Here is a 23,222-nt window from a genome sequence, read left to right as displayed (position 1 = left end):
TATGGGCTGCTTCTTGTTTGGGACTTTCCCTTAAGGCGGTTTTCTGAATAGCCTCGGTGATCCTTTGAATTTCCGGGAGCGCGGAAACCGGGATGAGACCATCGGTGAAACGTTCACCTCTGAATTCAAGTCTCAGGAACCACACTTCCTGTGTCATATTTTTGAAGGCACTTCCGCTCGTGGATATTTGGAAATCCAATAGGACAAGTAATGGGACAGGGAAACAGCGGATTACCTTATTTTATTGCAATTAATGAGCTTATGACACATATGATTCAATTCCCCCTAGCTCCACAAGACAAGAGCCGGCCGAGGCAACTTGGCTGGCCTTTTTTATACCGTCTTGTGCTTCAGAATCCATCTTTCAATATTATGCAGTGCGTCACAGCTACCCGGTTGGTATTTCTGGATTACAACCATTTATGATCCACCTGAGACTTACCCAATCTAGTAGGAACTAGGCTTTCAAAACCTTGAGAGTTTATTGAAGAGGTGATCCGTTATAGAGTTAACTGCATTACTGGAGCCTGGAATTCAAATAAAGAGCATGACAAGAAATCAGCAGGACCCATTTATGGCACAATTCAACATAGAGCAAAAACAGTTATAGCCATTGCCTAAAAAGGTTCCCTGCTTCAGGATCTAGACGACCTTAATCCGAGTCAGGAGCTCATCGTGGTCTTAGATTAAGAAGCCGTGTCCCCCTTGCCAAGAGCTTCGACATGTCAGCAACACCGATACTCGTTGTTTTTATCAGCCTACTCAAAGAGTAGGCTGCAGAATCACTATGAGATAATCTGTGATAAATCTTCTGACGCATGCGGCCGCTGAGACTCTCTTCGATGAATTTGATCGTTTATGAAGGATTGAGTTTAACCGCAATTGTGTGAGAACGTAGCGATTGCAGGTACAGATTGACGACCACACAGCTTACAAGGAATGGGAGGCATAGCTGTGGCAAGTCGGAGCCCAAGAAGTTCATGGGAGCAGATGGAACAGTAATTCAACTTTATGATGACCTTATAGCTTGCGGAGACGAACAACATAAGCTTGACGGCGTCCACGCGAGTGTGGAGGACAGCTCGGCATTCGAATCACGGGTAACGTCAATCAGGATGCTTGCAGTCGGTCTATTAGCATTTGCTTTCCAAAAAAGCGGTGGAGAGAAATATCTAACTGTTGAAAGCCCTACATTGCGTGGGCAGCCCCAGTTAATCGTGAGCAGATATCTAACGCGATGAGATTTGCGACCGCTATTAATGATTCTACGCGAAAACTGCTGCGGCTATGCAAAAAAGGCCGACATCCAACCTTCACAAATCCGAATCGATGCCGAAGCGACACCTATCCAAGGGTGATGTATATGACATGACGGCATTGAATGAGGATTTCGAGGCTGAACGAATCTATCTTGCAACAGAGTTCTTAGCAAAAAAGAAAGAACCCGGATTCTGATTGAACGGTAATATTGACGAACAGCCATTGGCTAAGGCACGATGAGTCTAGCTTGCTCCAAAATACAAATTTTATAAACACGAAAAACGATTCAGCCGAAGGTGTGTTATCTATTCAAAACTCAGCGTTGCTCGCAAGTGACTTTTCAGACAATCAGCAACAAAAAAGAAGTCACTTACTCTGAAGGGATTCTATTGGCACAAATACAAATAAGAAACCAATATTTATGGTAGCTATAACGCCTCCACTTGTCCACGGCCTATCCGCAACAACGATTAAACATACAAGCTTTTAAAGTAGTAGGTACAAATTCAACGTTAGCAGGCAAATTACTATCCATTCATAGGCTTATTCCGGACTGTCACCGTTTTCTTTATACCACAATTATATGCCAGTAAAGCGAGCCGCTCATACTTGAATTTCTTCATGACATGATTAATTGTTTTATTTCTGGATTTTTTGGATGGACAGGCACACTACGTTGGCGGCTGAGCGCTGCACATTTACAGGACCATAAGGAATGGTTAATGTCACATATGATTGTGAATTTTCATCCATTATATTTCACAACTCAAGCAGGGCCGCAGCTGTTTGGCGGTCGATGACCAGATGTGTCACGAATCCGGACCTGAGGGCGACATGCAGAGCTCGAGCTTTGCTGGGGCTGGCTACAAGAAACAACCGTGATGCCACACTCATCAGCTCGGCGCGATTCAATCCTGTCGATCTGCTGTTCAGATCGATGTCACTGGTGCTGCCGTCAGCCCGGTAAAACGTTGAGGCAAGGTTGCCGATAACCTTTTGCTCATGCAAGCTCTTAATGTCTTTGCCGCTCAATAGTCCCGGCGTAAACAGCGGGCTCGGGTCAGATCCGTTCGGTGTGCCGACAGAGGTGACCATCAGATTCATGTGTTTTCGTAATTCAAGAATCTTGCGTATGCTCGATTCTTCATACATGAGATTCCGAGTATTTTCAGAGTCGAAAATAGCGGGAAGCGGAAGAAATCGCACTGATGCATCGAAGTTCTTATGAAAACGCGAAAGAATCTGCGTGGCATAGTTCTCTCCAAAAGTCTGCGAGTTGCCGAACCCATGCAGCTGAAGGATTCGCATGCCGGGCAAATGACGCTGTTGCAATTGCAACGACATAGCCTCTATAGTACGGCCCCAAGCAACACCGATTGTGGTGTTGGAATGAACAAGGGTATTGAGCCAGATGGCTGCGGATTTTCCTACAGCCATTCTTTTCAATGTGTTGTCTGCATTGTCACTGGTGTCAGCAACGACTACCCGGATACGGTATTTCTTAATAAGCCGGTTCTCCAGTTCAAGTGCTGAATTTTTTGTTCTGTGAACAAAGAATTCGATGACATGCTCCTTTCTGGCCCTTGCAATGAGTCTGGAAACCGTTGAGCGTGAAATACCCAACTCCCGTGCCACCCGTTCTATCTTCAGCCCTTGGATCCAATACAATTCCGCTACATCGGCAAGACGGTCACGAGACTTATTCGTATCAGCTTTATTCGTCATTTGTATCATCATCGCTACAGTTATTTGACCTTTTTTCTCAAAAATACAGTATCAAGTTCCAAATCACAAGAACAATTGATATATATTTTCGTGTTTTCAACCGAATTCATATTGCAAGGAAGCATATATGGCATCTACACAGAAAGCGGCACAACCGCGCCGCAGCGGTTATCGCTGGGTTGTCCTTTCGACAATCTTCGTAGGCTACGTCATCTGCATGGCAGATCGCTCCAATATAGGTGCAGTTCTGCCAATGATGAGAAGCGAATTCAATATTTCAAACTTTGAGGCAGGTGCAGTATCCAGCCTCTTCTTCCTGGGATATGCTGTTTCACAAATTCCCGCCGGCTTGGTTATGGGTAAGTTTGGCACCAGAAAGATTGTTTCCGTGGCGATTCTAGGTTTTTCGATCGTCACATTCCTCATGGGGCATGTGGGTGGAGCTTTGGCGCTGCTGATCCTGCGTCTATTCCTTGGACTGATTGAAGGACCCACACCCGTTGGCATGACATCCACAATCAATTCATGGTTCCCGTTGAAAGAAAAGGGCATCGCGACAGGTGTCTACATCGGCTCTACCATGGTGGCCCCGATTCTTGTCCCAATAGTGTCCGTGTTCCTGGCTCAAGCATTTGGCTGGAGATCCGTATTTATTTGGTTCTCGGTCCCCGGATTCATTATGGCCTTGGTATTTTATCTGGTCGTCCGTTCTCACCCCAGGGAGAGCGGGCACGTAAACAAAGCCGAGCTTGAATATATCGAAGGCGACAAGAACGGGAGCAAGACCACAGCAGTCGATTTTGGCAATATGGGTTGGATCGACAAGGCCATCAGACTGCGCCAGGGTCGTAGGCTCCGTCGTAACGGCGAAGTGCTCAAGTCCTGGAACATCTGGGGCGTTACGCTTGCCTACTTCTGCATGAACAACGTGCTTTATGGGATGATTACTTGGATTCCTGACTATTTGAAGAGCGCACGAGGCTATGGAACCATTTCCATGGGCTGGATGTCGTCCACTCCGTACATCGGAGGTCTGATCGGCGCCGTTCTTGGCGGCTTTGTCTCAGATCGTATTTTCCGTGGACGCAGGAAGCCCGCAATGCTGATTACGGCACTGATGACAGCAGTGATGATGGCGATTCTGCTGATTACACCCAACAGCACCGCACTATTGGCAATAGTACTGATTCTTGCCGGTTTCTTCCTCAACATCGGCTGGTCCGGCTTTACATCCTTTGCAATGAATATGACAACCGATTCAACCTATCCATTTGCCATTTCCATTATCAACAGCGGTGGCAATCTCGGTGGGTTCTTCGCTCCGTTGATCGTGGGTGCGCTGCTTGATGCCACGCACAACTACACCGTGGCATTCAGCTATTTCGTACTGATACTGGTCCTTGCTTTCTTCATATTGCTCACACTTACCGAGTTCAAACCTGCGGTTGAGCTGAGAAAAGACGAGGCCGTCAAAGTGGGAGCAACTGCCGAATGAGTTTCCCACCCCATCCATACAACTTTAAAAGCAGTAAAGGAGCAATGATGACCGAACTTGGCATTGTGGCCGACGACGTCACTGGTGGCACCACCGTGGGAGCGTTGCTGGCACGCGAAGGAATAGAGCCGACATTGTGCTACGACACGCAAACTATGGCGAATATCCTAAGCCCCGACGAAGACGTGATTATCACCAGCACCGATTCTCGTGCCATGAAGCCAGTGAAAGCATACAAAGCGGTTCGTAAAGCCACGCAGAGTTTACTTTCACTCGGCGCCACCCAGTTTTCCAAACGCATCGATACCACCATGCGCGGCAACATAGGTGCTGAAGTGGAAGGAATGCTGTCGGTTCTTGATGACGACTATGTCGCTTTGGTGGTGCCGGCGATGCCCCAATCGAAAAAAGTCATGATCGGCGGATATTTGCTGATTGACTCGATTCCCCTGGCAATGACCGATGTCGCACATGATGTGCGCACACCTGTGGTGCTTTCCGACGTGCGTGATCTGGTGCAGTCCCAGATGAAACAGAAGATAGCTTATGTCCCAGTCGACGATGTAGTGCTCGGCGCCCATACCATAGCAGCGCAGCTGCTGCTGCAACGGGCAAGAGGCTGCAGGGTCTTTGTGATTGATGCCGCTACATTGCAGGAGATTCAGTGGATCGCCGATGCCATCGTCGATTTGGGGTGGAAAGTAGTTGCCGTCGATCCGGGCCCGCTCACACTGGCATTGGCCATGAGACACAGCTCCATTCGTCCGAGTCCTCGTCCTGATCGATCAGTTCGTACCGAGGCCAGCGAATTCGACAAGGGCATTGTGCTTACATTCGCCGGCAGCGCCACGAAGACCACTCGTATGCAGATGATGCGTTTGGCGGCAGAACCCGGCACAGCGGTTCTCTCAGTCGATCCCATGAAACTGATTTCGAATAAGCCGTCAGTATGCAGCGAGGAGATGCATCGGGTCAAAAAACAAACCATTCAAATATTTTCGACTGGCACCCACCTGCCGAGGGTAGTGCTTCTGGCTGTTGACAACGCCTTGAAAGACAAGCTTCCGGCCAAACATGACGAATTAGCGAAGATCAGCGGCCTTCCTGCCGAAGTAGCTTCAACCCTGATAACAGAGAAATTCAGTGAAGTGGCCCGCACAGTGGCCAATATAGTTACTCCCGAACGTTGCGCCGGCTTTTATCTGACAGGAGGCGACACCACAGTACGTTTCTGCAAAGCCATCAAGGCGCACGGGCTGCACATGGTCGATTATCTCATTCCTCAAGTAGATCAATCAGTTATTGTCGGCGGACCCTTCTCGGGTACGCCAGTCATATGCAAAGGAGGATTGACCGGCGTAGAAAAGACATCCCTTCAGGTCGTCAACCGCCTTTTTGATGAACAGCATGTCCAAACAAACCAATCAGAGAAAGCAACTATTTAATATGAGCGAAGAATTGCAAAAGCCAGTCATGGCCATCACCCTAGGCGATCCAGCTGGAATCGGACCTGAAACTGTAGTCCAGACCATGAGATCCTCGATGATTTACGACATAAGCAAACCGTTCGTCATCGGGCATAGAGACAGCTTTGAACAGGCAATGAAAGCATGCAATGTAGATGCTCTGAAGATCCATATGATTAATGACCCCAGCGAAGCATATTACCGCTATGGCACAGTCGATCTGTTGCAGACCGATGTGGCTAATGACGCAAAGATCGAATATGGCTACCCTCAGCGCGATGCGGCTCTTCGTGCTTACTCATACATCACTAAATCCATCGACCTAGGAATGGCGGGCAAGATCGATGCAGTCTCCACTGCAGCAATCAATAAGGCCGCGCTGAAAATGGCGGACGTTCCGTATATTGGGCATACCGAAATCTATCAGGAGCTCACACATTCACCTTATGCCTTAACCATGTTCAATGTCCATAAGCTGCGTGTCTTTTTCGTCAGCCGTCATGTTTCGTTACGGGAGGCTTGTGATATGGCCAACCATGATCGCATCCTTGAGTTTCTCAAGAACATCAACACCGAATTCAAGAAACTCGGCTTCAACCAACCGGCCATCGGCGTTGCGGCCTTGAATCCCCACGTGGGTGAAGGCGGTATGTTCGGCGCCGAAGAAATCACCGATATCCGCCCAGCTGTCGATGATGCGCAAAAGCTTGGAATCTGCGCAGAAGGCCCTCTTTCGGCTGATGCCATTTTCGCGCTGAATCTAGACGGCCACAATGACTGCATTCTTTCGATGTACCACGATCAGGGCCACATCGCCTGCAAAACTTTGGACTTTGAGCATGCAGTAACAATAACGCTGGGATTGCCCTTTATGCGAAGTTCCGTAGACCATGGCACTGCCTTCGATATTGCCGGGAAAGGGACCGCTCAGGGGCGCAGCATGATTGAGGCGACTCGGGTCGCTGCAGTGTACGCCGAGATGGGCATGAATTACAAGCGCTCACAGGAGCACAAAGCAGGAGAAGAGGAGTAGATATGAAGCTGGCTTTCGGCTGTGATCCCAATGCCGCTGAGCTCAAGCAGGCCTTGATAAAGGAGGCTGAGCGGCTCGGTCATGAAGTAACCGATTTCCCCTCTGAAGATCCTGTTTATGCCAACACTGCCATAGCGGTGGCAAAGTCGGTTGCCGCTGGTGAAGAGGACCGTGGAATTCTGCTGTGCGGAACCGGCATAGGTGTGTCCATCGCTGCAAACAAGGTCACCGGGGCATATTGCGCATGCGTGACGGATGTCTATCAGGCTCAACGGGCAGTGCTCAGCAATAATGCGAATCTCATTTCAATGGGAGCGCAAGTGGTGGGAGTGGAGTCGGCCAAGATGTTCATGGACGAGTACCTGAGTCATACGTTTGATCCCAATTCGCGCAGCGCTCCTAAAGTCGACCGGATTAACGAATACGAACGCGGGACGATCGGAACACGCTAAGACGCCCGGTCCAAGTGGATAGATGCGTTCAGGCGCGCGGTAGACTGCTCAAAAACGTCTCTGTGCGCCTGTGCAATAAGACGTTACAGAAATAGTGACGCCGCTTCTGCCACAGGGCTATGTAGCAAAAAATACAGTAGATACTAATAATTCGACATGTGGAAGTAAAAGTCATGGCAATCGTCGCCTTAAGCACCAAGATGTATTTTCCCCGGAAGAGGACGCTTGATTATTGTCAGCGTCTAGTTCAATTACTAAAGCCCATCCATAACGCCGATTCCGTCGTTATGGCCGTGCTTCCTGATTTTCTTACGATTGCTCCAGTGAAATCGTTGCTAAAACCGGCAGGGGTGCTAATCGGAGCCCAAGATGTCTGTCCCAACGACAGAGGGGCGTACACCGGAGAAGTATCCGGCTCAGATTTGGCTGCTCTGGGTGCTTCGATTGTAGAAATCGGTCACATTGAACGTCGCAGATATTATCACGAGGACGATGCCCTTATCTCAGGTAAGGTGGCTGCTGCTAGGCGCAACGGTCTGACACCATTGTTGTGTGTGGGCGAGCCAGAACGCATGGATGCAGGGAAAGCATCGCAAGTATGTATCAGAGAGATTAATAACGCTGTGGATGGTCATAAACCAGGCCCACTATGGGTGGCATATGAACCGATATGGGCGATAGGAGCCCAGCATCCCGCATCAACAGAGCATGTGCGCGAGGTATGTACCGCTATTTCTAATCATTGCCGACAATACGCCGATAAAATATCCCTCATTTATGGAGGTTCGGCAGGACCCGGGCTTCTGACTGAATTATGGCCAGCTGTCGACGGGTTGTTCTTAGGCCGATTTGCGCACGAACCCGAAGCTTTCATTTCGGTTGTGCAAGAGGCCTGTATACTGGAGGCTTCCTGATTCTGTTACCAATTTACGAATGATCAGTCGGGCCCGCTCACTCCATCCAAACCCATAAAGCTTTCTTTTTTACACAACGAAGGGGAATAGAACAGCTTGACAGGCAAACTGTCCTGCTGGTTTGCGACAATCAACAGCCCATAACCAAACCCCTAGAGCGATTGCCATAGACCTACTCCAGTTGCTTGGTGTCGATCATTCCCCTATGGCGCCTTGCAGAATGGCTATGGGCGAGCGCCTCAACGCAGACCGAGCCGTCAGCATGGTCGCCAGCGAGCCGACGACGATAATCGGCAACCCACATATAAGGAAGAACCGCCAAGGAAAAACTATGGACAGACTGTGGACAAGCGGGCAATAGACCAGGGCCGTACTCAGTCCGACCAGTCCGGTACCGACAGCTGCGATGATAATGCCTGTGGTCGTCACGATAGTGCCGTCCAATATGGATATAGCAGTCAGCTGCTGCGGGTTTGCACCAGCAATTGACAGGAGCGCCAGATCCAGGTCACGATCCCGGGCAGCAATGGTGAACCCCGCGATCACGCCGACTAGGGCGATCAGCAGCGCTGCCCAGAAGCCATAGAGCAACTCCAGGGTTCCGCCTGATGTGACGTTCTCTATTCCCGGTACTTTGTTCATAGCGACGGTACTGGTGCCTCCGGCAGTCAACAGACCGCCGACCAGAAACATGCAGGCGGTCAACGCTATGACCGTAGAGCCAAATGTCGTGTCTCGACTTCTGGCCTCCGCCTGCGAACGCGCTATTCGCCAGACGGCAGACGATGACGGCACCAGAGCGGTCCAGAGTTGAGTGACCCTGCCAATAACCGGCTCGCCCGCGCGAGCCAGGGCGATCAGCAGCAAGAGAATGGCGAACAGCGGTCCACTTCCAACAGCATTAAGGACCGCCGAGACCTGCTTAGGATCCAATGACCTGGGGCCGCTGCTCGAAAGATAGGCAAAAACAGGCAACGGCAATAGCAGCAAGGCCAGCCCAAGGAAAAGCGGCACAAGACCGCGTCCATGTCGGAGCCGTTCGACAGATTCGCTCTCCTCGGCACGGCGCACCACCCGGACCGGTGTCATCTTCGCCAAATCTCGCAAAGTCAGGCTGGTCGCCAAGATGGCCGTGGCAAAGCCCACAGCAAGGCCGGTCAAAGCAGACCTGGGAAAACCGTGCCAGGTAAAAGCGAAATGCACTGGCCTCCGCATCCCGGCGGAATACCAATCGAGGATCCTTCCAGCCAGTACAGGCGAAAGAGCCGCAGCAACAAGAGAGGCCAGCAGGGCCAAAATCATTACCTGCAGTAGCGTAAGCACCAGGATCTGCTTAGGCGTAGCTCCCAGCAGCGAGAGAAGGGCCAGCCCCTGGCGACGTTGGCGAATTGATGCTTGCAGGGTGTGCTTGATCACCAGGCAGCCGAGCACAATGACCGTGAAGAAGACCAAACTCAGGGCCGAAGCCAGACTCTTGGCAGGATCCCTGGTCTTGACCGATAGACCTTGGTAATAGCTGTTGACGCCCATGCTCACGCTCATGGCACAGAGCAGGATTTGGGCGACCACAAGAACGATAAAGACACCAGCCCAGATGCCATTATTGGCTTTCAGATCACGCAAGGCCCAAGTCATGATTCATTCACCTGCCAAATCCCTCTATTACATGTATAGTCGATCGACGCGGAAGACAGTATCCGGCAAACCCCTTATTCGACCCTGAATCAACCCTGATTCCTCTTACATGAGGCCATCGGCCACTCCCCTGCTTGGGCCACCATCACTCAGGATTAGATTCAGGTTCCCGGACGATGGTCAAACACCCGGACAGCGACAAGACATGCCGAAGGGAACCATCTCCTCGTGGATCGTACTCATACTCGCCGGCATCCGTGAATCGGTCTGGGCCACCGCCCTGGGAAAATCTCAGGGCTTTACCGAAATCGTTCCTTACATTGCTTTTATTGTGGGATTGATTCTCAGCATCCCTTCCAGCACGGCCTACGCTGTCTGGGCCGGCATTGGGGCTGCCTTGACAGTCCTGTACGCCATAGCTAGGGGGTCGAAGCCTGTTGGGACGATCCCCGGCAGAAGACCCATCCTCCGGCAGGGATCAAGTTGCTCAATCCGACATGACGGTAGCGTCTATCTTGCCGCGGAAGAGCATGACCGCCACGGCCACGACAAGTTCAGCGATGCCGATGATCAGCATCAGCGGCAGCTGCTGGTCCAGGGTGGTCAGCTTCCCATAAATCAGCAGCATAATAGCTGTGCCGATGGCAGCCGACAAGCTGAAAGCGGTCTGCATCTGAGTCTCGTAGGACTTGGGCGCGATGGCCGCCACGGTCGAGTTGGCCGCAACGCCATAGGGGAAGCCGCCGAAGTTGGAGACCACATAGTAGAGCAGCAGCCAGAGCACGGAATACTTTGCCGTATGAGGATTGAGCACCACAGTGGGGACGATCAGAAGCAGGTTGGAAATGCCGAAGAAGGCGAATCCGAACCAGAGACGGTTGGTTGACTTCCACCGCTTGCCCGTGTCGGTCAGCCAGAACCAGCTGAAGAAGATGCCGGCCAGCATGGCGATGATGCCCACGAGAGTGTTGAAGGATCCCGGAGCGATTTCAATGCCGCCGAACTTTCTGTTGATCCGCTGGTCCAGGAACATGAGCAGGGTGGTGCCCTGAATGGCGTAATCCACTCCGGCAACAATCTGCATGATCACGATGGGCACGAAGGCCTTGAGCCGCCGACGCTCAACTCCGACAATCCTCTTGGACCGCCAGATGACGGCAAAGAAAGCTATAGCCACTACAAAGGTGCAGGAGCTTACTGTGCTGGCCAGCGCATTAACGCTGACCTTGTGGGTGATCAGCAGGACGGCGATGACCAGGCCGATCGCCACTAGCACACCCAGGGCGCCAAAGCCATAGCGCTTACGCTCCTGGCTGTTGAGCGGACGCGTAGGCTTGGAACCCAAGGATCCAAAGAAACGATTGCCCGGCACACCGATGATGGCGGCGTAGATCAGCGCAGCTACCGCTCCTATCGCGAATCCATAATGGTAGTTGATCAGTCCCAGCTGCGCGGAGATGATCGGGGTAATGAACCCAGCGATGTTGTTGGCGATGGCGTGAATAGCAAAAGCACCATCACGACGGTTGTCCTTGCGGTGGAACAGCATGCCGGTCAGCGAGGCGTTCGAAGCTCCCATAATGGGCAGGTTCATGAGGATCATGCCCACGATGGCCATAGCTCGACCTTGGCTGACGGAGAAAGCCGGAATAGCCAAGAGCCCGCAGGACAGCCCCTTGACGATGTTGCCGATGACCAAGGCCTTGCGCGCCCCGAACACCCGGTCCGCCAGCCAGCTGCCCACAATGCCGAACATGGAATTGATGGCCGCCACGATAGCGATAAGCTGGGCTGCCTCCCCCTGGCTGAATCCCAGACCTTGGGTCCAAGGCTTATAGAGGTAGTAGATCGTCACGGCCCCGTAGGAGGCCCAACAGATCGAATTGAAGAAATTGCCGGCTGCCAGGGCGCCGATGCCCTTGGGATAGCCGAAAAAGGAGCGGTCCGCCCTCAGCCGGTTCAGCTCCTCCTCCTGTTGTCGGTCAACCTTGAGACCGGATTCATCGACCACAATATCCGGTTGCTCGTCACCGTTTTCCGCTGGTGTAGCCATACGCTTCTCCTCGCTTCTCAATGGTGCCGACCCTCGTTGTCCGGCACCCTTTTGCTCTGCGTGGAACCACAAGCTGTTCCACTTGGAACGGTAAATCCCCAGCCTTTCTGGCCTAGGTGCAAACCGAAGGGAAAAAGGTGGATATTTCTTGGTAATGCTGTCTGAACGCTACTCGACAAGGCCCCCCCGACAAGTTGTAGCTTGCTCAGAAACCGCGCCATGGCAAAGGATTACGAAGAAAGAGACGCTAACCAGAACGACTCCAAACCAAAGACACAAGATTGTCCACCCATTCGACGATATCCCCCACCTTCTCGATAAGGCAGCCGTCCATAAACTGATGAGGTAAGGCGCGCAAAGGCATCAGGGCAGAGCGGCGCCGACGGATCGGAGACGACCAGATGGAGAGCATGACCGGCCAGAATCCGCCCGTCAGCGGAGGGAGTAGGTAATTCATCATGACATCACCCATGCACACTGATCAGGACTGCGTCGACGAGACAGCCCGTCGGATATATATCGGCAACACAGGCACCGTGGACTTTGACCTGACGCTGCCGACCAAAGGGGTGGAGGAAGCCACCATCGAATGGGCCAGCAGCGACGATCGATGGGTGAATCCTCAGGGCAAGGTCAATCAGCCCGAATACGGTCGAGGCGACCGTAACGTGACCCTGACCGCGACCGTCACCAAGGGCGAGGCCAAGGCCCAGCGCAGCTTTGATGTGACCGTACTGCAGATGCCCAACAGGATCGAAGTGCGCAAGGTCTACCCCATCGAGATCAAGGCTCGCAAGGGCGCTACCTACTATCTGCCCATGTTCACGGCCGTACTGACCAAGGACGGACAGAAAGTCTCCCAGCGGGTCAACTGGGACGAAGGCGTTCAGCAGCGGGACGGGCAGACCGGTGAACACGACTTCCAAGGATCCATCGACGGCAGCGGCATCCGTGTGCAATGCAAGGTTCAGGTGATTGACGAAGACCCCGAACAGCCAGTGGATTCCAGCCCTAAGGTCCGCCGCGTGCCTATCAGCCGGGTTCGGCTGACCGGCGATGGAATGCTGGCAGACAACCAGCGCCGACGGATAGCCTTTCTGAAGACCCTGGACGACGATCAGCTCCTGGTTGAGTTCCGCCGAGCCTCCCACCTGGACACCAAGGGAGCCAAGCCCATGATCGGCTGGGACGCTCCGGACTCCAACCTGCGCGGCCACACCACAGGGCATGTCCTGTCCGCATACGCTTTGGGGTATGCCGCTACCGGCGACAAGGACATCCAGGCCAAGCTGACCTATCTGGTCGACGGGCTGGCCGAGGTCCAGGCCGCCTTCGCAAAGGGCGGGACCACCAAGCCGGGCTTCCTGTCTGCCTACGACGAGAGCCAGTTCGACAAGCTGGAACAGTACGCGCCCTACCCCACTATCTGGGCGCCCTACTACACTCTGCACAAGATTCTGGCGGGCCTGATCGACGCCTACCACTTCGCGGGCAATGAAACGGCTCTGCGAGTGGCCTCGGATCTGGGCGACTGGGTCTATGACCGCGTCCACCGGCTTCCCCATGAGCAGTTGCAGAACATGTGGAGCATGTACATCGCCGGTGAGTTCGGCGGCATGAACGAATCCCTGGCCCATCTGTATGCCATCACCGGACGCCGTGAGCACCTGGAGGCCGCCCGCCTCTTCGACAACGACCGCCTCATGGTCCCCATGCGTCAGAAAGTGGATGCCTTAGGCGGGCTGCATGGCAACCAACACATCCCCCAGGTCATCGGCTCGGTGGAGCTCTTCCGCCATACCGGCCTGCCCTACTACCTGCATCAAGCCGAATTCTTCCTCAAGTCGGTCATGGGCCATCACATCTACGCCATGGGCGGCACCGGTCAGGGGGAGATGTTCCAGCAGCCCGATGTGATCGGTGCCCTGCTCAAGGACAACACAGCCGAATCCTGTGCCTCCTACAATCTGCTCAAACTGTCGGCGCTCCTGTTCTCCTTCGATCCCGACCAGACCTATGCAGACTACACTGAGCTGACCACACTCAACCACATCGCTGCCGGCACCGACCATGTGCCCCAAGGCGGCAGCCTCTACTTCTTCCCCACCCAGCCGGGCGGCCGCAAGGAGTTCGACGAGGAGAACAGCTGCTGTCACGGCACTGGCCTGGAATCGCACTTCTACTACGCCGATGGAGCCTTCTACACGGATGAAACGACCCTGTGGATCGAGCAGTATCTGCCCTGCAGCCTGAACGACATCGACCAGAAGATGGCGCTGAGCATGAAGGTGGACGACCGCCACCCCGAGAAGGTGACCATCACCATAGAAGCCCTGGACAGACCGCGCCTGGCTCTGCGAGTTCCAGCCTGGACCCGTGGCAGGGTCCACATCGACATCGACGGAGCCCCGGCATCCCAGGCTCTCATGGGCACCGACCCGGCTGTAGCGATCTTGGAGGCGAGCGCTTGCGGGCTGGATTCCTGGTCAGGGGCCACCGTTACGCTGACGTTCGACCCGACTATCCGGCTGATCGGCACCCCTGACAGACCCTCCCTGGCCGCCGTGGCCTGGGGCCCTTACGTGCTTGCCGCCTTGAGTCCCAGCACCGATATGCAGAGTCTGGACATCAATCGGAAGGATCCCGGGTCCGCCTTCGAGCGCCAAGGCGAGAAGCTGGTCTTCCGTCACCGGGACAGCGGCCTGGAATTTGTCCCCCTCTGGACCATTGACGAAAACCAGCCCTATCATGCCTATGTCGAAGTGGCCAGCCACTGACCGCGTTCTAAGGCCAAGGTTTCAGCGACAGGAAGGGCGGTCAGCACGGATCAGGCAATCATCACAAGTTTCCCCAACGATGCGGCGGTCTTCAAATCCGCCGGGCGATTCATCGGCACCCCCGGATGGATCCACGAGCGCCGCATCGTTGACAGCTTTGAGCTGATTCTAGTTGAAGAGGGCGTCCTCCCGCTGACCGTAGCCGGGCGGAATCATGATCTGAAGGCAGGCGGCCTGCTGCTGATCCCTCCCAGCATCCCTCATGAGGGCAGTCGACGGCTGGGACAGGAGCCGCTGACCTTCTACTGGGCCCACTTCACCTTGCCCGACTGGCAACGGGTCCAGGGCCTGCCTGACGAACAGAGTGACGGAAAGGACCAGGGTGCGGCACGCGTGGTGCTGCCCCTGGATTTTCGTCTGGCAGACAACAACCGGATGACCGTCATGTTCAACCAGCTGCTGGACATCTATCAGCGCACCTACCCGGATCCCAGCCCCTACTGCAGCTATTTCATGACCTGTCTGCTCATGGAGATCTCCATGGGAAGGCCTGCACCCAAGGACTCTCAAGAAGCGGACGACGAGGACAGCACCCTCCAGAAGGTCCAGGATTGGATCCGCATCAACGCCTGCGACCGGATCAGTGTGGGCAGCGTGGCGGAAAACTTCAATTACTCGCCCTCCTACTTGTCGACCATATACAAGCGACGGTTCGGCATGGGCATCACTGGGCAGATCAGGCGTGTGCGCATCGAACGGGCGCAGGAGCTGCTCCTGTCGACCTCCATGGGCATCAGACAGATAGCCGAGGCCTGCGGGTATGACGACCCCAAGTACTTCATGCGGGTCTTCAAGCGGTTCTCAGGCCTGACCCCAACCAGGTACAGGTCCAGCTTTTCCCTGCGTCACTACAACAACGCCTGAAGTCTCTAGACTGGAAGCATGAGAATCGTCATACAGCGGGTCAGTCGCGCCCGGGTCGATGTTGTCGACGAACAGGGACAGCCGGATCCCGATTTCAAACCCCAGAGCATTGGCACGGGCCTCTTGCTTCTGGTGGCCATCCAGGATGACGACGGGATTGACCAGGTGGACTATGCCGTCCGCAAGCTGACCCGGATGCGCATCTTCTCCGACGAGGAGGGCCGAATGAACCGGTCGGTCCTGGACTGCGGCGGCTCCATCCTCTCCATCTCCCAGTTCACCCTCTATGCGGATCTGCGTCGCGGCAATCGTCCCAGTTTCATGGCAGCCGGAGAGCCCCGACACGCCCAAAGCGTCTGGCAGGACCTGAACCGGGCCCTGGCCGCGACCGGTGTCCCTGTTGTCGTCGGACGCTTCGGTGCCCACATGCGAGTGGATTCGGTCAACGACGGCCCTGTGACCATCCTGCTGGACACCGACAAACTGATGAAGACGGCGACCTCTTCAGCGGTTATTTGACGATGGGCCGCAGGGGCGCCGACACATCCAGCTGATGTTTGTCGCCGATTTTGGACGGATCGTTGATGATCTTGTCGACCACGGCCTGTTTGAGCTTCAGGTCGGAGCCGTCGCCCCAGACGATGACATGCTTGCCCTGGTCCAGCTCAGTGGTGATAGAGTCCTGGGTTTCCGCAGTCACCTTAGTCACCGAATGACGCATGGCCTCGGGCATGGTCGACAGAATCCGCAGGGTCTGCCTGACCGCCTGATCCTGCTGGGCACGATTGACGGTGGACACCTGGATGACCGGCACTCCCTTCACCGGCTTGGACACAGTATTGAGCACCCTCCCCTGTCTGTCGACGGCCGTCAGTTTGTCCTGCGCATCCTTGAAGACCGCAGTGGGCTCCTGGGCATCGAAGGTCACCTGCAGACCGTGAGGAAAACTCTTGCGGACCTTGGCATCGGTCACCCCGGCCATGCCACTGATCTCCTCCTCGACGCCATTGGTGGAAATCAGCAACAGTGAGCGATCCCCCTGATGGGCCACGATTGAAGCCACCCGATCGTTGGACACCCAGGCATTGCCGCCGCTGACACCGATCTTGTCAGTCTGTAGGCGGAAGACCGGCGAGAGAAAGAGCAACCATGACAGTCCTGCAATAAGAGCCATGACCAGGACGACGACAGCTGTTCGGATCAGAACCAGCCTGCGGCTGACCTTCTTCTTCTCGCGCACCCGGGCCTGAAAGTCCAGAACCTTGGGCCGAACAAAGATCCCCAGCCCCTGATCCTCCTGGTCGCTGCCTATCCTGCCTGAGACGGGTCGATCCGGCGGTATGGTCCGGGCATCGACGAATCCGCCGGCCGAACTCGTCGAACGAGATTCTGCAGACTTGGATGTCACAGACTTGGAGGCTGAGGCACTGCTGCCTTTGACCAGCGAGCGGGAGGATGAGGAGGCCGACCTTGGACTACGTGTCCGGGATCCTCCTGCATTCTTGGCACGATTCGGACGACCCTTGAGGCGCTTAGACCGCTTAAGACGCCTGCCCCGGCCGCCTGTCCTTTCAGCCTTAGACCGGTGACCTGCCAGTTCAGCAGCATCGGAAACGGTCGACCTGCCTGATCTGGCGGTTCTACCGGTCCGCGGTTCCTCTTTCGAAGACTTGGTGCGCCCAGACCGGGCTGTCCGTGCGGCCTTGGCAGCCCGGACAGCCCTGGTCCTGGAAGAGGCTCCACCTGAGGCGCTGCGACCCTTACCGGTCTTCACTGTTCGTCCCGTTCAGCCAGCTTGTCGAGAATGACCGGTCCCATGGCTGTGACATCGCCAGCGCCTACGGTCAGGATCACATCCCCAGGCTCCGCCCGCTCGGCCAGATCCAGAGCGGCCTGATGCATGTCCGGGCAGGCCCGGAAGACAGCTTCGGTCGACCTCTTCCCGGAATCTCGGGACTCCTGGTTCGATGCCTTGCGGGCAGCCGCGGGAATGGTCCCGGCATCCACGCCCGGAAAATCACTGGCCAGTTCACGGGCAGGGAAGATGTCAGTGACGGTCACGTCGTCCGCCAGAGACAAAGCATCTGCGAACCGGTCAGCGAAGATGGCTGTGCGCGAATACAGGTGGGGCTGGAAGAGCACCCTGATGGTCTGCCCCGGATAACGCCGTCTGGCGGCGGTCAACAGAGCAGCGATTTCCGTAGGATGATGGGCGTAATCATCCACTACGGTGACCCCATGCTGGATTCCGCGGACCTCGAAGCGTCGAGAGGCCCCGCGGAAGTCGGCGGCAGAAGCGGCGGCCGTATCGGGATCCATTCCCAACAGGATGGCGGCGATGATGGCCGCGGCGGCATTGCGGGCGTTGTGGATGCCGGGAATCGCCAAGTCCACCTGCAAATCAAGCGGCTTGCCGGCATCCAACCCTGCAGCCTGGAGCACCTGCGCCGGGAGAGCCAGACGGCAATGCTCACGACCGCTGCCACTGCTTTCGGACTCGGATTCGATGCGGACCAGGCCCAGAACCCCGGGCAGGGAGTCAGTATTCAGCTGTGGATCCGAGGCATAGACGATGATCTTGGCCCGGCAGTCCCCGTGCAGCCGCCGCAGCACCTCCAGGGCGCCCTGATCGTCCCCGCAGACCACCAGGAAGCGGCGGCCATGCCGGGCATGTTCCACAAAGGCCTGATGGAAGGCATCAGCCGTACCGTAGTGGTCTAGATGGTCGGGCTCCACGTTGGTGATGATGGCGATGTCGGGAGTGTACTTGCCAAAGCTGCCGTCGGACTCGTCCGCCTCGGCCACCAGGACCCGTCCGGCTCCCACATGCCCTCCGTCCATAGGCCCCTGGTCGCTCTGAAGGCTGCCCCCGATGGCGTAGCTGGGATCGGCCAGATCCCCTTGGCCGCCCTTGGTCAGCAGGTGGGCCAAGAGTGCACTGGTGGTGGTCTTGCCATGGGCACCAGCCACGGTGACCGAAATCCTGGAGGCCATGAGCAAGGCCAGAATGTCACTGCGATGAACCAGTCGGGCACCAGCGTCACGAGCAGCCAGAATCTCTGGATTGTCGGGCTTGATGGCACTGGACCAAACCACTGTGCGGGCCCCGGCCACGTTGCTGGCGTCCTGACCGATGGTGACCGGTATTCCCAGCTGACGCAGACGGCGGGCCTTGCCCCCCTCGGCGCGGTCGGAGCCCGAGACCTGCACCCCCTCCTGGTGGAGCATCTCGGCCAGCACGCTCATCCCAGCCCCACCGATGCCAATGAAGTGTGTAGGCCCCAGATCCTTGGGGTCGCGCACTCCGGCCTGGGCCAAGGCAGGCAGGCAGGGGTCCAGAACCGGCAGGGACCGGTCGCCGCCGTCCTGCCGACCGGACACGGTATTCAATTCATGCTTGGGCACAGTAGTTGCATCTCCTCCAACAGTTCAGGACCATCCAGGACGGGGTCGCCCGTCGCCTGCCTCCATTATGCCCGATTAGGCCCTCCCTGAGTCCTTGCGGGCAATGTGTTGGCCGGCCATGGTCAGAATCTGCTCGGCCATTACCTGAGCAGCGTCGCGAATCCCGTACCCCCAGGCCCGGCGGCGCATGTCAGCCAGCCTATCCTTATCAGCCATAAGAGCAGGGACGTGCTCGGCCACCCATTTGGCATCCAGTGACGCATCATCGACCATAAGGCCTCCCCCGGCCTGAACGACTGGCTGGGCGTTGAATCGCTGTTCACCGTTGCCAATGGGCAGGGGCACATAGACGGCAGGTACACCCAGGGCAGCCAGCTCACTGACAGAACCGGCACCAGCCCTGCAGACCACCAAGTCGGCGCAGGCGAAGGCCAGATCGATCCGCTCCAAGTATTCGGCCATATGGTAATCTCCCTGGCCCTGGTGAGCCGGGTCCAAATCGTTGATGACCCCATCGCCCAGATCAGCCGCCACCTGCTCTCTGACTTGGTCGGCCTTGCCACGGCCCGTCAAATGGATGACCTGGGTTTGATCCAGTAGCTGCCGTGCCGCGCCAGCCACCGCCGTATTGAGACTGAGCGCACCTAGGGATCCCCCGGTGACCAGGAGGATGGGCCTATCGGGATCCAAACCCAAGGACTGTGCAGACTTCCTGCGAGCGCCCATGGGATCGGTCTCCATCTGCTTGGCCAGTCGGGCGATGGCCGGCCGCAGGGGAAGACCCACGCGGCGCACGGGCACTCCGGCCCGGGCTCGGATGCCGGTATCCTCATAGGCCGTACCTACAAAATCAGCCCAGCGAGCGCCCAGTTTGTTGGCCATGCCTGCCCGGGCGTTCTGCTCGTGGACGACGATGGGCAGACCCAGGTTCCGTGCAGCCCTGTAGGCCGGCGCCGAGGCATAGCCGCCAAAGCCGACCACCAGGTCGGCCGACCGATCCTGCAGATAGCCTCGAACCCGCTGCACCTCATGCCGCCAACGCCGAGGGAAGCCCAGAGCGGCCTTACTGGGACGACGAGGGAAGGGCACCTTCTCAATCAGGTCCAGGGGCAGTCCGGCGGCCGGCACCAGGTCGTGCTCCAACCCGACAGCGGTACCGATCACGCTGACAGCAGCCTGGGGGCAGCACTCCCGAATGGCCGCAGCCACACTGAGCAGAGGGTTGACATGCCCTGCCGTCCCCCCTCCGGCCAGCACCAGATGGGGACCAGTACCTTTTCCGGGATGCTCCTGACCGTCCCCAGGCATCCCGTTCTCAGTCCTCGTCGCTGTCGTCATCCGCGAATCCGCTTCCTTTCCGCCATATCCATTGCCTATCTCAGGACCCGTCCGTGGCCGCCTTCACGTCCGGTTGAGTCCGAATCATCTGCAGGGCCACACCGGCCGAAGCCAGGCAGGAGATCAGGGCGGTCCCTCCAGCCGAAACAAAGGGCAGGGGCAGGCCGATGACCGGCAACAGGCCAAGAACCACGCAGATGTTGACCAGGGCTTGACCCACCAGCCACACATCCAGGCAGATCAGTACCATGCCCGCATACCGGTTCCTGGTGGTCAGGGCGATCCTCAGCATGCACCAGCCCATGACCACGAAGACCAGAATAAGCATGGCCGCCCCTACAAAGCCCAGCTCCTCGCCGATGACAGCGAAGATGAAGTCATTATGCGCCTCTGGCAGGTAGTTCCACTTCTCCCTGGAGTTGCCCAGCCCGACCCCGGTCAGACCCCCCGAGGCCATGGCATACAGCCCGTGTATGGACTGGTAGCAGACACCCTGAATGTCATCCGCCGAGCACTTGCCGTAGGCGGCCATGATCCGCTGGGTCCGGTTGCTGTTGCCGTAGACCGAAAAGCCGATGACCGCGGCCATCCCCAGAACTGCCAGGCTGAGCAGCCAGCGCAGGGGGAAGCCCGAAACCAGGAAGGCCACGAAGCCGATAATGACGATGATCATGGCCGTTCCCAGGTCCTTGCCCAGCATGATCAGCAGGAAACTGACGATAAAACCGGCGGCAGGCTTGGCATAGGCCTTGGCCAGGCTCTTCAGGTCGGAATCCTTGCCAGCCTGCCGCTGGGCTTCGATCAGGGCCTGGGGCAGCCACAGACACAGGGCCAGCTTGAGCAGCTCGGCCGGCTGCATGGAGATGCCCCCCACCGAGATCCATCCCTCATTGCCGTTGGCGGACCGCCCCAGCGGAGTACGCGTCAGCAGCTGAATACCCTGGCTGACAATCAGAAACCCCGTACTCCAGCTCCGGTAGCGGTCGATGCTGATCCGCACAGCCAGAAGGGCCAGCAACAGCCCCACCACGGCGTATATGCTCTGACGAATAACCTGGCTCCAGGGAGAGCTGCCCTGGGCCACCAGATCCACAGCCGAGGAGGAAAAGACCATCATCAGGCCGAAAACCGTAGTGGCGACGACCGTGGCCAAAAAGCCGTAGTAGCACCAAAGCGGGTTGAGAATGGCCCGCCAGCCCCGGTAGTTCCCCTTGCCGCCAGACCCCCGGGAGGGATCCTTGTGCGGATCAGTGTCGCGCTTCATGCTCGTGGACCCACTGTTCGGCCTGCCGGGCAAACTGGTCACCCCGGTCAGCATAGGAGGCGAACTGGTCCATTGAGGCGCAGGCGGGGGCCAGCAGAACCACTTGGCCAGGCTGTGCATAGGAGCCAGCCGCACGGACGGCCCGGGCCATAACCTGATCGCCGGCACCAGGATCGATGAAAGTCACCGGCAGATCGGGCGCCTGGTCCTTGATGGCCTGGGCCATGGGCTGCTGAACCTGGCCGATGACCACGGCTGCAGCCAGCTTGGACCTGCGGGACCGAACCAAATCGTCAAAGCGGGCACCCTTGGCCAACCCGCCTGCCAGCCAGACCACCTGGCCGTCATGGTAGCTGGCCAGAGAAGCCTCGGCGGCATGGGCGTTGGTGGCCTTGGAGTCGTCTACAAAACGGATGGCCTGCGAACCCTGGCCCAGGGTCGCCACGGTGCTGATCCTATGGTCGCCGGGTGTGAAAGTACGCATGGCCTCGATGGCCACGTCGACCTTGGCCCCAGCTCCTAGTGCCAAGGCCAGGGCACAGAGGGCATCAGCCAACAGATGGGGGTAAACCGTGCCGTCAGGCTCGCATAGATCCGCCAGGTCGGCAACCCGGACTAGCCGGACGCCCTCCTCAGGGTTCTGACCGGTCAATCCGCTGCGGTCTATGACCCAGCCGTCCTCCACGCCCAGTTGCCCAGGCTCGGGCCGACCCAGAGTGAAGCCCACCCGTCGGCAGCCGGGAGCCGGCTGTGCCTGTCTGGCCAGATCGGAGACCCGGGAGTCATCAGCGTTGTAGACCAAGGCCTTGCGCACGCCCTGGTAGATGCGCGCCTTGTCGGCCGCATAGGCCTCGAAGCCCCCGTGCCAGTCCAGGTGGTCGTCGGCCAGATTGGTGATGGCCGCGCACTCCAGGGCCGGCGAGAAGGTGAAGTGCAGCTGGAAGGAGCTCAGCTCCACGCAGAGCATGTCATTGTCGGGGTCCAGGACGGCTGTGGAGACGGCCTTGCCGATGTTGCCCACCGCAGGGGCCGTGAACCCACTGGCCTGCATCATGGCGGCGACCATCCTGGTGGTGGAGGTCTTGCCATTGGTGCCGGTGATTCCGATCCAGGGGGCTGGCCGGCCGGTCCGCGCTGCGGGCACCCGCAGCATCCAAGCCATCTCCACCTCGCTGACCACAGGGATGCCCCGACGCTGCGCCTCAAGGATAAATGGGGTGCGCGGATTGAAGACGGGCGAGGCCATGACCAGGTCCACCTGGCTCCAGTCCACCTGGTCGAAGTCATGAAGATCGACCTGGGGGGCGCGTTGATCCACAGTAGTCACTCCGGCCGCCCGGCCTCGCAGGGCTGCGGCCACGCTCCGTCCGGAAATGCCCAACCCGGCAACCAGTACACGCTTCTGGCTCAAGTCCATATCCATGAACACCTCATTCCGCTAGCTCCGGCATCTGCTTGGCATGATACCGGCTGCCGAAGTC

The 23,222-nt window shown here is 56.9% G+C and carries 16 protein-coding genes and 2 pseudogenes; 10 read left to right on the top strand and 8 right to left on the bottom strand.

The genetic code is table 11. The annotated features are described in order from the left end of the window. Positions 1 to 2,019: 2,019 nt before the first annotated feature. Entirely contained in the window at positions 2,020 to 2,985 is a 966-nt protein-coding gene (locus J3T93_RS08770) for a sugar-binding transcriptional regulator (RefSeq protein ID WP_267431355.1), read from the bottom strand. Positions 2,986 to 3,112: 127 nt separating this feature from the next. Here J3T93_RS08770 and J3T93_RS08765 point away from each other — a divergent pair, with 127 nt between their 5' ends. From J3T93_RS08765 to J3T93_RS08745, 5 genes are all read left to right on the top strand, one after another. Further along, positions 3,113 to 4,480 carry an MFS transporter gene (locus J3T93_RS08765; RefSeq protein WP_267431354.1) on the top strand — a complete coding sequence of 456 codons (1,368 nt, stop codon included), beginning with the start codon at positions 3,113 to 3,115 and terminating at the stop codon, positions 4,478 to 4,480. Positions 4,481 to 4,524: 44 nt separating this feature from the next. After that, positions 4,525 to 5,925 (top strand): four-carbon acid sugar kinase family protein, encoded by a 1,401-nt coding sequence (locus tag J3T93_RS08760; RefSeq protein WP_267431353.1) that lies wholly within the window; start codon positions 4,525 to 4,527, stop codon positions 5,923 to 5,925. Position 5,926: 1 nt separating this feature from the next. Continuing rightward, positions 5,927 to 6,979, top strand: coding sequence for a 4-hydroxythreonine-4-phosphate dehydrogenase PdxA (pdxA, locus tag J3T93_RS08755; protein WP_267400634.1), 1,053 nt, complete (start codon positions 5,927 to 5,929; stop codon positions 6,977 to 6,979). Between the two features lie 2 nt (positions 6,980 to 6,981). After that, entirely contained in the window at positions 6,982 to 7,431 is a 450-nt protein-coding gene (locus J3T93_RS08750; RefSeq protein ID WP_267431351.1) for an RpiB/LacA/LacB family sugar-phosphate isomerase, read from the top strand. A 158-nt stretch (positions 7,432 to 7,589) separates the two neighbouring features. Further along, positions 7,590 to 8,345, top strand: coding sequence for a triose-phosphate isomerase family protein (locus J3T93_RS08745; protein ID WP_267431350.1), 756 nt, complete (start codon positions 7,590 to 7,592; stop codon positions 8,343 to 8,345). Between the two features lie 195 nt (positions 8,346 to 8,540). Here the strand turns inward: J3T93_RS08745 and J3T93_RS08740 are convergent, their stop codons facing one another. Next, on the bottom strand, positions 8,541 to 9,980 hold the full coding sequence (locus tag J3T93_RS08740) for an FtsX-like permease family protein (RefSeq protein WP_267431349.1): 1,440 nt from the start codon (positions 9,978 to 9,980) through the stop codon (positions 8,541 to 8,543). A gap of 109 nt (positions 9,981 to 10,089) precedes the next feature. On the opposite strand from J3T93_RS08740, the pseudogene J3T93_RS08735 reads away from it, so the two are divergent. Then, positions 10,090 to 10,386, top strand: a pseudogene (locus J3T93_RS08735) (DMT family transporter); the annotation flags it as partial. 81 nt (positions 10,387 to 10,467) lie between these two features. Here J3T93_RS08735 and J3T93_RS08730 read toward each other — a convergent pair. Next, positions 10,468 to 12,033, bottom strand: coding sequence for an oligopeptide:H+ symporter (locus J3T93_RS08730; protein ID WP_198219728.1), 1,566 nt, complete (start codon positions 12,031 to 12,033; stop codon positions 10,468 to 10,470). A gap of 458 nt (positions 12,034 to 12,491) precedes the next feature. On the opposite strand from J3T93_RS08730, the gene J3T93_RS08725 reads away from it, so the two are divergent. From J3T93_RS08725 to dtd, 4 genes and pseudogenes are all read left to right on the top strand, one after another. Then, positions 12,492 to 14,810, top strand: a complete 2,319-nt coding sequence (locus J3T93_RS08725; protein ID WP_267431344.1) for a beta-L-arabinofuranosidase domain-containing protein — start codon at positions 12,492 to 12,494, stop codon at positions 14,808 to 14,810. A gap of 57 nt (positions 14,811 to 14,867) precedes the next feature. After that, positions 14,868 to 15,095: pseudogene (locus tag J3T93_RS10070) on the top strand (AraC family ligand binding domain-containing protein); the annotation flags it as partial. Between the two features lie 36 nt (positions 15,096 to 15,131). After that, positions 15,132 to 15,734, top strand: a complete 603-nt coding sequence (locus J3T93_RS08720) for a helix-turn-helix transcriptional regulator (protein ID WP_267431342.1) — start codon at positions 15,132 to 15,134, stop codon at positions 15,732 to 15,734. A gap of 18 nt (positions 15,735 to 15,752) precedes the next feature. Then, positions 15,753 to 16,253 carry a D-aminoacyl-tRNA deacylase gene (dtd, locus tag J3T93_RS08715; protein WP_267400646.1) on the top strand — a complete coding sequence of 167 codons (501 nt, stop codon included), beginning with the start codon at positions 15,753 to 15,755 and terminating at the stop codon, positions 16,251 to 16,253. Here dtd and J3T93_RS08710 read toward each other — a convergent pair. From J3T93_RS08710 to murD, 5 genes are all read right to left on the bottom strand, one after another. After that, entirely contained in the window at positions 16,246 to 17,142 is an 897-nt protein-coding gene (locus tag J3T93_RS08710) for a cell division protein FtsQ/DivIB (RefSeq protein WP_267431340.1), read from the bottom strand. The two genes, dtd and J3T93_RS08710, sit on opposite strands and share 8 nt — an antisense overlap. Before the next feature lie 362 nt (positions 17,143 to 17,504). Continuing rightward, the gene (murC, locus tag J3T93_RS08705) at positions 17,505 to 19,115 is read right to left on the bottom strand and encodes a UDP-N-acetylmuramate--L-alanine ligase (RefSeq protein WP_416378849.1); all 1,611 of its coding nucleotides are present in this window, start codon (positions 19,113 to 19,115) and stop codon (positions 17,505 to 17,507) included. Positions 19,116 to 19,214: 99 nt separating this feature from the next. After that, the gene (locus J3T93_RS08700; RefSeq protein WP_267431369.1) at positions 19,215 to 20,447 is read right to left on the bottom strand and encodes a UDP-N-acetylglucosamine--N-acetylmuramyl-(pentapeptide) pyrophosphoryl-undecaprenol N-acetylglucosamine transferase; all 1,233 of its coding nucleotides are present in this window, start codon (positions 20,445 to 20,447) and stop codon (positions 19,215 to 19,217) included. Positions 20,448 to 20,517: 70 nt separating this feature from the next. After that, a complete protein-coding gene (locus J3T93_RS08695) occupies positions 20,518 to 21,741 on the bottom strand; it encodes a peptidoglycan glycosyltransferase FtsW (RefSeq protein ID WP_267431339.1) in 1,224 nt (407 codons plus the stop codon). Further along, positions 21,725 to 23,164, bottom strand: coding sequence for a UDP-N-acetylmuramoyl-L-alanine--D-glutamate ligase (murD, locus tag J3T93_RS08690; RefSeq protein WP_267431338.1), 1,440 nt, complete (start codon positions 23,162 to 23,164; stop codon positions 21,725 to 21,727). The genes J3T93_RS08695 and murD overlap by 17 nt, the downstream gene beginning before the upstream one ends. Positions 23,165 to 23,222: the final 58 nt, after the last annotated feature.

This window comes from Bifidobacterium sp. B4111, assembly GCF_026537235.1.
In the GTDB taxonomy this organism is placed as follows: domain Bacteria; phylum Actinomycetota; class Actinomycetes; order Actinomycetales; family Bifidobacteriaceae; genus Bombiscardovia.
This window is presented reverse-complemented; position numbering and strand designations above follow the sequence as displayed.

Coding starts and splice junctions, on each gene's coding strand:
- J3T93_RS08740 (WP_267431349.1), bottom strand. CDS start 9,980: ATGACTTGGGCCTTGCGTGATCTGAAAGCCAATAATGGCATCTGGGCT.
- murD (WP_267431338.1), bottom strand. CDS start 23,164: ATGGATATGGACTTGAGCCAGAAGCGTGTACTGGTTGCCGGGTTGGGC.
- J3T93_RS08750 (WP_267431351.1), top strand. CDS start 6,982: ATGAAGCTGGCTTTCGGCTGTGATCCCAATGCCGCTGAGCTCAAGCAG.
- dtd (WP_267400646.1), top strand. CDS start 15,753: ATGAGAATCGTCATACAGCGGGTCAGTCGCGCCCGGGTCGATGTTGTC.
- J3T93_RS08730 (WP_198219728.1), bottom strand. CDS start 12,033: ATGGCTACACCAGCGGAAAACGGTGACGAGCAACCGGATATTGTGGTC.
- J3T93_RS08695 (WP_267431339.1), bottom strand. CDS start 21,741: ATGAAGCGCGACACTGATCCGCACAAGGATCCCTCCCGGGGGTCTGGC.
- J3T93_RS08770 (WP_267431355.1), bottom strand. CDS start 2,985: ATGACGAATAAAGCTGATACGAATAAGTCTCGTGACCGTCTTGCCGAT.
- J3T93_RS08765 (WP_267431354.1), top strand. CDS start 3,113: ATGGCATCTACACAGAAAGCGGCACAACCGCGCCGCAGCGGTTATCGC.
- J3T93_RS08760 (WP_267431353.1), top strand. CDS start 4,525: ATGATGACCGAACTTGGCATTGTGGCCGACGACGTCACTGGTGGCACC.
- pdxA (WP_267400634.1), top strand. CDS start 5,927: ATGAGCGAAGAATTGCAAAAGCCAGTCATGGCCATCACCCTAGGCGAT.
- J3T93_RS08700 (WP_267431369.1), bottom strand. CDS start 20,447: ATGCCTGGGGACGGTCAGGAGCATCCCGGAAAAGGTACTGGTCCCCAT.
- J3T93_RS08725 (WP_267431344.1), top strand. CDS start 12,492: ATGACATCACCCATGCACACTGATCAGGACTGCGTCGACGAGACAGCC.